Genomic DNA, 10,430 nt, shown 5'->3' on the forward strand with positions numbered 1-10,430 from the left:
AATGTGTTATGGACCATGGTCTCTATCTGAACTATTTAATTGCACAGGGGCGAATTCGCCATAGTGATATTGCACTCGCAAAGCTACTGAATAAAAACGAGACAAATGATATTTTTTATTTGATTTTATTGTTACTGCAGGCAGAGCAAAATCAGCACAGTTGTTTGGCATTTACAGATATTGATTGGAATAACCCTTTTTCTCTCGTGATGGAGCTCATGGATGAAACAATACCAATGACCCCATGGGCGTGCTCTACAGGAACGAAAATATGGCAAGGTTTAGTAAATCACCATGCTGTTGGCGAAGGCAAACCATTACAATTGTTCGCACAGCGATTGTATTTGAGCCGGTTGGCAAATTATGAAGTGACTTTAGCTGAGCGTTTTAAGCAAATGCAAGCTCAGAAAATTTCAGTAGACTCTAGCCGATTAACAGCACTATTAACTGACTATTTTGGGGTGACAAACTTATCAACAGGTGAAGTTGATTGGCAAAAAGTAGCCTGTGCGATGGCTGCTACACAAGGTTTTTGTGTATTAACCGGGGGACCTGGTACAGGTAAAACAACCACAGTTACTAAGTTACTAGCGATTTTACAGTCACTATACCACCAAGCACCCTTAACAATTAAGCTGGTTGCGCCAACTGGAAAAGCTGCCGCGCGTTTAAGTGAGTCAATACTAGGCGCTAAAGCAAAACTGAACTTGATGCCTGAGGTGAGTAACTTGATCCCAGAGCATGCGCAAACAATTCATCGGTTATTGGGTGTTATTCCAAATAGTAATCGCTACCGGTTTAACGCAGATAATCAATTGCACTTAGATGTTTTGATTGTGGATGAAGCATCGATGGTTGATTTGTCTTTGCTGGCTAAATTGGTTCGAGCAATCCCTGCACATGCACGACTCATTTTACTGGGCGATAAGGATCAGCTAACGTCAGTGGATACGGGAAGCGTGCTAAGTGATTTGTGCCAAGGGCTTACACTAGGGGAGCAGCCACCTTATAGTGAATCATTGACTGCTCAGTTAAATGAATTGTGCTTTGAGGGGCAAACGTATTTACATCCACGAGAGAGTGAATTTTGCTTGGCCGATAGTATTGCATTTTTACAAACAAGTCATCGATTCGATAGTCATAGCGGCATTGGTCAGCTCGCGTTTTCGGTGAACAATAATAGTCGGGCGCAATTGTCGCATACCATAGAGCAAGGGTATCAAGATTTAGCACTGTTTGATTTAAACACGCACGAATATACGGCATTAATCATACGTGCAGCAATGCAATATCGCACATACCTAGAACTCATGCATCAAGGTGCCAGCCCTGTGGATATTCACCATGCATTTGGTCAGTATCAATTACTAGCAGCTGTAAAGGAAGGGCCATATGGCGTTAAAACATTAAATAAGCGTATTGAGCAACAGCTATCCTCTCAAGGTCTTATTAATCCTAGCGGCCGTTATTATGCTGGTTTACCGATAATGATCACGAAAAATGATTACCAGCTAAAATTGTTTAACGGAGATATTGGAATTTTACTACCCGATGAGGAAGGGCAATTGAAAGCGGTTTTTATTGACGAACAAGGCGAGCATCGTTCATTTTATCCTGCGAGGTTACCGAATCATAGTAGTGTATTTGTGATGACGATACATAAATCTCAAGGGTCTGAATTTAGTCATACAGCCATGATATTACCGCCAAAGCAACGGGCCTCTAGAGGTATAAATCGGCAGCTTGTTTATACTGGAATAACGCGTGCAAAGCATAAGTTTGAGTTGATCGCTCAGCCAAAGGTGCTGCATATGGCAATGGCTAAGTCTGTTTCTCGGTGTTCGGGCTTACGTGAGAGGTTGCTGGCTCGTTAAATTAATGATGCAAACTTGTTTTTTCTGATGTGTGTTCTACATTTAACGGTAAGTCACTGTGACGAATTAGATTATGCAATGAGTGTTTATTTGAACCCCTTGCCCCCGGATCCACTGCCCAGTGGTTTTATAATTACCGCCATGCTCTAGTTGTGCGTGGCGGTATTTTTCTGTATTTATTGTACCGGCATCAATAGCGTGAATTATTTTTTAAATAGTCAGTTGCTAAACTAGTTAAAGATTCAACGCCTATAGAGAGTGCTTTTTCGTCAATATAAAAGTGCGGAGAATGATTACTTGCAGAGAGCGCGGGGTCTTGTTCTTCAGGGGTTATTCCCAAGAAAAAGAATAATCCAGCGGTTTCTAATGCATAGTAAGAAAAATCTTCAGCACCGGTAATTAAATCCATTTCGATGACATTTTTGTTACCGACGGCTTTTTGTAATGTCGGTAACATCTGTGCTGTGAGTTTTGGGTTGTTAATTGTAACGGGATAGCCATGGTCGATATGAGTATGAGCGACAGCACCCGCAGATTCAGCGACTAACTGAGCAGTATTCGTCAATCGCTTTTTAATGTCTTTACGCATGCCTTGGTCAAAGCTGCGTATGGTGCCGACCAGCTCAACATGATCAGGAATAATATTAGAGCGGATCCCTCCATTAATGGCGCCGAACGAAATAACAGAAGGCGCTTTGGTAACATTGATTTGTCTTGACGCAATCGTTTGAGTCGCCATGATTATTTGCGCAGAGGTTACGATAGGGTCAACCCCATTCCATGGGCGAGAGCCGTGTGTTTGTATTCCTTGTACTTTAATTGTGAATGAGTCTTCACTGGCCATGAGAGGGCCACTTCGGTAGCCAATTGTGCCGGTATTTAGTCTATTCGTGACATGAAGGCCAAATATAGCATCCGGTTTATTTTCAGCGAAAATGCCTTCTTTGAGCATGAGCTCTGCACCACCTTCTTCGTCGCCAGGAGCGCCTTCCTCTGCGGGTTGGAATATAAACATAACGGAACCAGACAGGCGATCTTTTTGCGCAGCTAACCGGCTGGCTACACCCATTAAAATAGCGACATGTGCATCATGACCACATGCATGCATAACCCCCACTGTTTGCCCACGGTATTGTGTCGTTTGTTTTGACGCAAAAGGGAGCATCACAAGCTCGGTAATAGGTAAGGCATCCATATCGGCTCGTAGCGCAATAAGTGGCCCTTTATTTTTACCGTGTAGGATCGCAGTAACACCGGTGTGTGCAATATTGGTTTTGACTTCTAAGCCTAGGTTTCTTAGATGGTCTTCAATGTACTTCGCGGTTTTAAACTCACGATTACTCAGTTCTGGGTATTGATGTAGATGACGACGCCATGTGATGACATCATTATTAATCTTTTCTATTGATTTAAGCTCATTCGCGTGTGTTGTGTTAATGAAACCTGTTAACAGGGCTAAGAAAATGACCGTTAATAATGACCACATATAAATATTCCTATTGTTATTCTTGTCATTTTAAATACGAAACTTTTATTAATTTACAGTGAGTTGAGCGTAATTCAAGTAATTTGCGTTGAAGTCACAATTGACAAATTCAACAATGTATGGTTTAACGAATTAAAGTATTAAGTCAAAAGCACAATAACAATGAAAACTCTTTTAGAACATCTAAGCCAATATGCACACTACCATCGTGATGTGAGAAATATAGCAACCCACTTTGTGGGTGTGCCTTTAATTGTATTGGCGGTTATTTGGCTATTATATGTTCCCATTTTATCCTTGCAAAGCATAGTGTTAACACCTGCTTTGTGTATCTCTATCATAGTGAGTCTTTTTTATTTAAAACTAAATATCGTACTGGGTATTATCATGTCTGCTGTATTGTCCTGTGGGTATATTGTCGCAGAGTATTACTTTTATCTATTAAGTGACGGTCTATTTTTGTTTTATACTTTAGGTTTTCTATTTTTTATTGTTGGCTGGGGGATTCAATTTGTTGGTCATTACTTTGAAGGTAAAAAGCCTGCTTTTGTAGATGATTTAATGGGGTTAGTAATAGGACCTTTATTTGTTGTTGTGGAAATGCTCTTTAAATTAGGCTTATTTAAAGAGCTTGAAAAAGAAATAATATCAATTTCAGGCCCTTACCGAGGAGGCTCATAAGCTTATGCACTATTTAGTGCATATTGAATTTTAAATGGTGATGCGAGTTTCTAATTTACGGCCTTTGATGATCGTAATATCTTGGCTATTTAAGCGAACTCGCCCATTACTTGTTTCAATTAAATATGCAAGCTCTGGGTTTACCTCACCACCGGCATCACAGAGCTGCTTTCTTGCTCTATGTACCATGATATTCATATGATTCATTTGCACACCAAGTGCTTTGACTAATTCTTCACGGTATAGCCAACCCTGTTCATCCAAGTCGTTACCGGCACGTTTGTCTTGTATCCGTGTTCTAGCAAGTAATAGCAGTAAATAGTGATGGGTACGAGTGCCCAAATCAACACTCTCACCACTTAGTTCTACAGAAAGCTGTGTACTTTCCTCATCTTGACTGACGTTGAAGGTTAAGCCACAAGGTTTGACAGTGGGTTGATTATCAAGATGCTTCGTCATAGCGGCCGTACTAGCTGAATAAAAGAGCCATTGATCATTAAAAGCGCTTACTAAGCCACCATCAATTAATGCTTGGCGATCATTGGTATTCAGGTCTTCTAAAAACCAATAATTTAATACATTGTCAAAATAGATAATATGCGTAGGGTCGTCCGAATTAGGCAGTAACGCCTGGTCTTTTACCTCAATGACTTGTTTGCTATTGGTTTGTGACACTAAGTATTGGCAATCATCGCTGAGATTGGCCACAACATATGAGTTTTGTCCTTGTGCTGCAAAGTCAATTTTGTCATTTTCACATAGCTGATAAGGTAGGTTTTTATCTACTTTTTTGTCATTAATCCATATACCATTGGTACTTACATCTCGAATGAGCCACTTCCCTTGTGCTAACTCAATTATTGCATGATGTCGAGAAACACCTGGTTGGTCAATTAATGTATCAACATTAAACTTGTAGCGTCCAATTGTGTGGTAGCTCTTCAGGTATATCTTTTCTAATTTGTGTTCATCTATGAGGTAAGCCATTCATATTCCTTAAATGTTCGTCTACACCACGTTTATTCGGACTATAAGTTAATTTGATATTCTACAATATTTTTCATTTAAAAACATATTAGTAGAGTCCCTTAGGTGATTTTAAAAAAGACCCACATTGAAAGTGGGTCCCATCATTGAGGGAAGCTGCTAATTAATCTCTGAGTTAACAGTGGTTAATGAGCATGTTCGCGGTAAAAATCATAATACTGAATTGCATTGTTTTTTTCACCAATCGAATTTGGGCATAAATTCGATTGAACGGTCATGATTTTAGAATGTTTTTTATTACTTTGCTATTACACAAGATTACACCGTTTAAATATTGCTCTCCTTGCACTATTGCTGCTGGTGAACCATATTTTTAAGAGCGTTGTTTAATGTGAAAATAAAAGAGGTTTTTATGGGTGAGTATAATAAATTAGAGACCGTAAAGCTTGAAGGAAAATATCTATTTTGTGATCAGTTTGATTCTCAGCGTTTAGAGTTGTCAAGCAGTGCGGTTAAAGTGATCACTGACTTCACGCGTAGAGTACCTCAGGTCGTACTTAAAGATGTGGATATTGATCATGCTCTGTATATGATGGTAAATGGCCATGTCCGCTCGAAATTAGTTGTAGATCATGATGATACATTTTTAGGAGTAATTAATTCCAAAGATTTGACAGGCAGAAAAGTGCTCAGTGTTGCGCAACAACGAAACCAAGCTAGAAGTGATTTAACCGTTGAGGATTTGATGACGCAAAAATCAGATTTACAAGCAATGTCGTACTCAATGGTGCAAACTGCAAAAATTGGTGATGTAATAGAAACATTAAAAGAGTTAGGTCATCAACATGTGCTGTTAGTGGATGAGGAAGGAGGGTTACGGGGGATGATTTCCGCCAGTGACATTGCGAGATCGCTGCATATTCCGATTAACATTTTACAAAAAGCGCATTCATTCAAAGATATATTCTCGATAATCTATGCCCATCAAGAAATGATTGCTTAGATTCAGGCTGGAAATCCAACCTAAATCAGCAAGTAGATTAACGTAGATTAACTAAGAAATTCAGTGCACCTTTTATTGCGGCTACTTGTCCATCAATACACGATTGGGGTGTTGCTTTCAGGCTATCTGGGTATGCTTCGGTGGTTGTCACATAGGGGGCATCTGTGACACCCATACACAATCCAAGTTTGGTACCATCGTAGTTGATAACACCTTCTTGCTCAATAGGCACGCCAATTAGCTGTTTATTTTCATCCGCAGGTGCAATATGCGTTACTTTAGCAACTTCATCAATGATGGATTTTTGAAAGTTGGGTTCTGGTTTTTGAGTGTGACCAACTAAATAAAATCCATCAGGAATATTCCAATTGTGATTTGTTATACCATCTCGAGCAGCTAAAGCCGGGCGAAATTCGGAGTTATCTGTATCTGTTGTTTCGTGCAAGTCGATATGGCAAATAATATTATTTTGAAATTGTGCTAGGTAGTCAGCTGCCAGCTTTGATTCTTGTGCAGGGCTGCCATTAAAAAATGATCTATTAGGGTCTATCGCGTCTGGGTTCCAACGATTAATTGTTTCGTAACCCCAAGGGCTTAGACAGGGGAGGACAATGAGGTTAAATGTTTCACTATAATGATTACCGTACTGTTCTAGAAACTCTAGCGCACCGTGCACACCACTGGTTTCATAGCCATGGACACCACCGGTGATTAAAATGGTTTTTTTATCTGTAGTCCAGTTTGGTGATTGAATAGCAAATAGGTCAAATACTCGGTGTTCGTAGGATAACGAACCGTATTGTGACACGTTAAATCTAGCGCTTAATTCTGATATTTTGGTAACAACATCTGCTTCGTAACTGCGTTTCATGGATTGCGCTTGTAACCACGACTGCTTTTCTGAAGTGCCCCAAGGAGTGCCGACTGTGCCAATAGAATAAGGTTGTGACATGTGATGTCTCTTTAAAGTTATTATTGTGACTGATCCTATTGGCTTTATCGTGCTTAGGCAAATAATCTAGGCTAAATAACCAAGTTGTTTTAATTTGATTTTTTGATTTTTCGCAGGTTTAAACCCTAATAAGTAAATAGACTTATTATCTGTAGATACTTTGGTTACTTTAATTCCCAATCTGGTTTTTACTTTAACATGTGTAATTGTTTCAGATGGAATATATCGTTGAGCGCCAAAGATGTTTACATAGGACAAACCATTATTGCAAAAAAGAACGTGCCTTTGCCCTGTTATTGCTAAAGTGAAATTGATAGTAGCGATCATTATTACGATAATAGAAAGTGCCATTTGTCCTTTGAATAAAAGGCTTAATGTACCACCTAATAAGTTTAACGATATGATATATATTGAAAAAGCGAGAATGCCTACGATGCAATAGAATGCGAAATTCACTTGTAATTTGAGTTCTTTCATTGAACACTTATTCCTATTTTAATGGGCCTTTTTGTTGAGGTTGTGCAAGATATTGAAACAAAATGGATGAAATATGAAGTTAGTAAAAAATAGTGAGATTTTAATTGGGGGGGAATTTAGCGATATTTTTAAGTATAAAACAAAGGGCTTGGTTTTATTTTAAAGTTATAGACATTAATCTTAGCTAAGATATGTTGCATTTAATGAATCAACATTTGTTCTGTTAATGAATTTCATTAAAAGAACAAGTATTTAACATGAATTTAAACTAAAATGACAAATAATTAAGAGTGATAATTTGTTATAAGAAACTCATATTATGACTTTATTACAGTATATAGTTGTATTATATGAGTTTTATTTGATGAATCTGAATTTATGTGCTGTATAAAAATTAATTGACGTTGCTATTTTTCAAACATGAAATAATCAAACGTGACAAGCTTCTCACTTTCAAATAAGGTAAAGAGGTATCAACGACCTTATAGAAAGGAAATCAAATGAAATTTGAGCAGCTATTAAGTCATTTTGACAGTGGTATTTGTGTAGAGCAATTGCAGAAAGAGTCTTTATTGGATTTGGCGTTACTCTTTGTGGGAGTTGACGGCGTTATTTCCGACACCGAACTCGCAGTGGTGAGAAAATGGGCAGAAACATTAAGTTGGAACTCATCTGTAAAACTTGATAACTATATTGTAGATATGACCGGAAAGTGTATTTTAGCGGTTAAAAATGATGATATCGAGGCATTTATTCAACATAGAATGAAGCACATCGTTGACAAACCAATGCGTGAACTTGCTGTTAAGCTTGCCCATAAAGTCATTGCAGCAGATGGAAAAATAGATAGCAATGAATTGGCGGCAATGTCTCTACTTGAAGAGCAAGTTTAAACTATGGGTACGCATTAAGTTTGAGTTGTGATTGTTTACATGTCAAGCGTAGAAAACAGCGAGCCAAACTGTTGCTTGGTTTAGTGCTGTGTGGCTTACTTTGTGTTTTGTATGTGCTGGAATATTTAGGTAGTCGCCCTTGTTTAAGGTGACAGACTGCCCACACTCGAATTCAATTGTGCCAGAACCTTCTAGCACCATGACCCATTCATGTTCAGTTTGATTGTACCAGCCACTATTGGGCGACGTTTGCCCAAAAGATACAATACGTTCGATGCGGGTCTGTTTTGTCGCAATGAGCTCTTCAAAGTGCTCTTTGGTTGTGTTGATGGGTAACTGAGATAATAAGTTGTTCATAATATATGTTGCGTAACACCTGTGAATACTAGATAAAATATCAATACATGCGTAAGAATTCCAATATAAGTTGGGAATTTATGAGAAAGAGCGCGTAATTCGCTTCTTGTGCTAGATTTAAACAAAGTGTGACTTTACCTTGAGTATCGAGGTATTGATTTGTTACTATGTTGCTAGGTTTTATTTGGGGGTGCTATGAATAGTATAATTAATAATAATATCATTACGAGTCGATTTGTTCGTGTAAATGGTGTTATGAAAAAAGTTCGTATTAATGGCGCTGATGATGCGTTTGAAGCTGCTTTGAAAGTAAGGAATGGTCGCAAGAAGCAAATAGAGCAGGAGCTTTTAGTACATGGTCTCACAGGCTAATACCACCTCCCACCCACAATATAATCCGATATTTGAAAAGTTAGTGATTAGTACCAATGAAGAGTCGAAATATCGACTTATTGGAATGCTGGCTTATGCAGACTACAAACTAGAAAAATACCAATGGAAAGAGCATTACCGACAAGTCCATAATGATACCAGTGTGCCCCCTGAAATGGTGGCAAATTTCCTACTCAATTATCATGACGCTAAACTAAAAAAATTGGTAAATGATGCGGAGGCAACCTTTTTATCATTTGCAGAGCACTACGCAGAGCAGCGTATCGCTGACTTATATAATGAGTTGAAGGATGATGTTGTTTCTAAAACAGTAAAAAAAGAAAGCCAATTGATCCAAGATACAATCAAGGAAAGTACTGATGGCTGGTTTTCGGTGGTATTAAAGGGGGCATTAGGCTCGGCGCTCTTTGCTATGTCGATCTTTATTTTTTCAGTATTGTTTTCAGTTGCCAAACCGAGTTCTAACTATGGCAAACTCATTCAGTTTATGATTGGTGGCGAAGAGTACGTAATTTTACCAATGAATGATTGTCGATTAACTGACTCTAGTAAGACATGCCCCTAGAGGCGCAAAACAGATTCAAAATAGTACAGCATAACTAAATATGCTGTACGTTAGTTTTAATTACTAGCACTCACATGCCCAAAATGGTCCGCCCGTTTCAGATACGGGAGGTCGACATGCACGACGACTTGCACCACCAGCAATCTGTGGTGTAGCGTCGTTTGGTAGACTATTTTTTGTTGATAGGTTTTTGAGTGGTGCTTTTTTTAAATTAAGTTTCATATCATTTCCTTGAAAAATCTTATTAGTTTTATTTATTTCATACAGTTGAAATGTTCAACTGTGATAGTATTGATATCAGCTTAAAAAGCATTGTTCAAGCTATTTAATTAAATATACCGACCAAGAAATTCGCTTGCTAATCTATATATTCGTTGTGAATAAGTACTTACTTGGGCTGCGTGTATTGCAAATACCGAATAAGATTTTCAGTTTATGGATAATACTCATTAAGAAAGATTTAATACTGATGCAAGATCCAGAATGAAATTTTTTAAATATAAAGTAATTTTAAATACTTAGTTTATATAACCTTAGCGTGTATTTCACTGCCTACACGTTTCTATTTCATACCAAGTTTTGTTCAACGAAAGCGCGACATTATTTAGGCGCCGATACTATGAGAACGGCAGCCATACAGGTTTTATAATGTGGTTAACAGATGCAACGGTAGATGAAAAAGACGTAACAACATTAAGAAAGGCACTTAAAGATAGTAAAGGCCCTGGTAACTTTAGAAATCTGTTTTTACACTCACCTGGG

Annotated in this window: 12 protein-coding genes; 6 read left to right on the forward strand and 6 right to left on the reverse strand. The window is 38.2% G+C overall.

Going from position 1 to position 10,430, the window contains the following annotated elements; genetic code table 11:
• The first annotated feature begins 8 nt into the window (after window positions 1-8).
• Window positions 9-1,874: an exodeoxyribonuclease V subunit alpha gene (recD, locus tag J8L98_RS15165; protein WP_247682577.1), complete on the forward strand. Its 1,866-nt coding sequence runs from the start codon at window positions 9-11 to the stop codon at window positions 1,872-1,874.
• A gap of 190 nt (window positions 1,875-2,064) precedes the next feature.
• Here the strand turns inward: recD and J8L98_RS15170 are convergent, their stop codons facing one another.
• Complete coding sequence (locus tag J8L98_RS15170; RefSeq protein WP_210997106.1) at window positions 2,065-3,360, reverse strand: amidohydrolase; 1,296 nt, start codon at window positions 3,358-3,360, stop codon at window positions 2,065-2,067.
• Between the two features lie 162 nt (window positions 3,361-3,522).
• Here J8L98_RS15170 and J8L98_RS15175 point away from each other — a divergent pair, with 162 nt between their 5' ends.
• Window positions 3,523-4,041: an Mpo1-like protein gene (locus tag J8L98_RS15175; RefSeq protein ID WP_210997113.1), complete on the forward strand. Its 519-nt coding sequence runs from the start codon at window positions 3,523-3,525 to the stop codon at window positions 4,039-4,041.
• Window positions 4,042-4,071: 30 nt separating this feature from the next.
• Here J8L98_RS15175 and J8L98_RS15180 read toward each other — a convergent pair whose 3' ends face one another.
• Window positions 4,072-5,028 (reverse strand): FHA domain-containing protein, encoded by a 957-nt coding sequence (locus J8L98_RS15180; protein WP_192507007.1) that lies wholly within the window; start codon window positions 5,026-5,028, stop codon window positions 4,072-4,074.
• 412 nt (window positions 5,029-5,440) lie between these two features.
• Here J8L98_RS15180 and J8L98_RS15185 point away from each other — a divergent pair, with 412 nt between their 5' ends.
• Window positions 5,441-6,031, forward strand: a complete 591-nt coding sequence (locus tag J8L98_RS15185) for a CBS domain-containing protein (RefSeq protein WP_210997120.1) — start codon at window positions 5,441-5,443, stop codon at window positions 6,029-6,031.
• Between the two features lie 37 nt (window positions 6,032-6,068).
• Here the strand turns inward: J8L98_RS15185 and J8L98_RS15190 are convergent, their stop codons facing one another.
• Window positions 6,069-6,983: a M14 family metallocarboxypeptidase gene (locus J8L98_RS15190; protein ID WP_210997122.1), complete on the reverse strand. Its 915-nt coding sequence runs from the start codon at window positions 6,981-6,983 to the stop codon at window positions 6,069-6,071.
• Between the two features lie 66 nt (window positions 6,984-7,049).
• Complete coding sequence (locus tag J8L98_RS15195; protein ID WP_210997124.1) at window positions 7,050-7,460, reverse strand: hypothetical protein; 411 nt, start codon at window positions 7,458-7,460, stop codon at window positions 7,050-7,052.
• 500 nt (window positions 7,461-7,960) lie between these two features.
• Between J8L98_RS15195 and J8L98_RS15200 the strand changes: the two genes are divergently transcribed.
• Window positions 7,961-8,353 carry a hypothetical protein gene (locus J8L98_RS15200; RefSeq protein ID WP_192507011.1) on the forward strand — a complete coding sequence of 131 codons (393 nt, stop codon included), beginning with the start codon at window positions 7,961-7,963 and terminating at the stop codon, window positions 8,351-8,353.
• Window positions 8,354-8,395: 42 nt separating this feature from the next.
• Here J8L98_RS15200 and J8L98_RS15205 read toward each other — a convergent pair whose 3' ends face one another.
• Entirely contained in the window at window positions 8,396-8,710 is a 315-nt protein-coding gene (locus tag J8L98_RS15205) for a cupin domain-containing protein (RefSeq protein ID WP_192507012.1), read from the reverse strand.
• A 195-nt stretch (window positions 8,711-8,905) separates the two neighbouring features.
• Here J8L98_RS15205 and J8L98_RS15210 point away from each other — a divergent pair, with 195 nt between their 5' ends.
• Window positions 8,906-9,082: a hypothetical protein gene (locus J8L98_RS15210; RefSeq protein ID WP_192507013.1), complete on the forward strand. Its 177-nt coding sequence runs from the start codon at window positions 8,906-8,908 to the stop codon at window positions 9,080-9,082.
• Window positions 9,066-9,668 carry a hypothetical protein gene (locus J8L98_RS15215; protein ID WP_210997126.1) on the forward strand — a complete coding sequence of 201 codons (603 nt, stop codon included), beginning with the start codon at window positions 9,066-9,068 and terminating at the stop codon, window positions 9,666-9,668. The genes J8L98_RS15210 and J8L98_RS15215 overlap by 17 nt, the downstream gene beginning before the upstream one ends.
• Window positions 9,669-9,731: 63 nt before the next feature.
• Here the strand turns inward: J8L98_RS15215 and J8L98_RS15220 are convergent, their stop codons facing one another.
• On the reverse strand, window positions 9,732-9,890 hold the full coding sequence (locus tag J8L98_RS15220) for a hypothetical protein (RefSeq protein ID WP_192507015.1): 159 nt from the start codon (window positions 9,888-9,890) through the stop codon (window positions 9,732-9,734).
• Between the last annotated feature and the right edge of the window lie 540 nt (window positions 9,891-10,430).

Source organism: Pseudoalteromonas sp. MMG013, from assembly GCF_018100885.1.
Classification (GTDB): Bacteria; Pseudomonadota; Gammaproteobacteria; order Enterobacterales; family Alteromonadaceae; genus Pseudoalteromonas; species Pseudoalteromonas aurantia.

Bases quoted from the DNA above. Each gene is read 5' to 3' on its own strand.
- recD (WP_247682577.1), top strand. From the start codon at position 9: ATGGACCATGGTCTCTATCTGAACTATTTAATTGCACAGGGGCGAATT.
- J8L98_RS15170 (WP_210997106.1), bottom strand. From the start codon at position 3,360: ATGTGGTCATTATTAACGGTCATTTTCTTAGCCCTGTTAACAGGTTTC.
- J8L98_RS15175 (WP_210997113.1), top strand. From the start codon at position 3,523: ATGAAAACTCTTTTAGAACATCTAAGCCAATATGCACACTACCATCGT.
- J8L98_RS15180 (WP_192507007.1), bottom strand. From the start codon at position 5,028: ATGGCTTACCTCATAGATGAACACAAATTAGAAAAGATATACCTGAAG.
- J8L98_RS15185 (WP_210997120.1), top strand. From the start codon at position 5,441: ATGGGTGAGTATAATAAATTAGAGACCGTAAAGCTTGAAGGAAAATAT.
- J8L98_RS15190 (WP_210997122.1), bottom strand. From the start codon at position 6,983: ATGTCACAACCTTATTCTATTGGCACAGTCGGCACTCCTTGGGGCACT.
- J8L98_RS15195 (WP_210997124.1), bottom strand. From the start codon at position 7,460: ATGAAAGAACTCAAATTACAAGTGAATTTCGCATTCTATTGCATCGTA.
- J8L98_RS15200 (WP_192507011.1), top strand. From the start codon at position 7,961: ATGAAATTTGAGCAGCTATTAAGTCATTTTGACAGTGGTATTTGTGTA.
- J8L98_RS15205 (WP_192507012.1), bottom strand. From the start codon at position 8,710: ATGAACAACTTATTATCTCAGTTACCCATCAACACAACCAAAGAGCAC.
- J8L98_RS15210 (WP_192507013.1), top strand. From the start codon at position 8,906: ATGAATAGTATAATTAATAATAATATCATTACGAGTCGATTTGTTCGT.
- J8L98_RS15215 (WP_210997126.1), top strand. From the start codon at position 9,066: ATGGTCTCACAGGCTAATACCACCTCCCACCCACAATATAATCCGATA.
- J8L98_RS15220 (WP_192507015.1), bottom strand. From the start codon at position 9,890: ATGAAACTTAATTTAAAAAAAGCACCACTCAAAAACCTATCAACAAAA.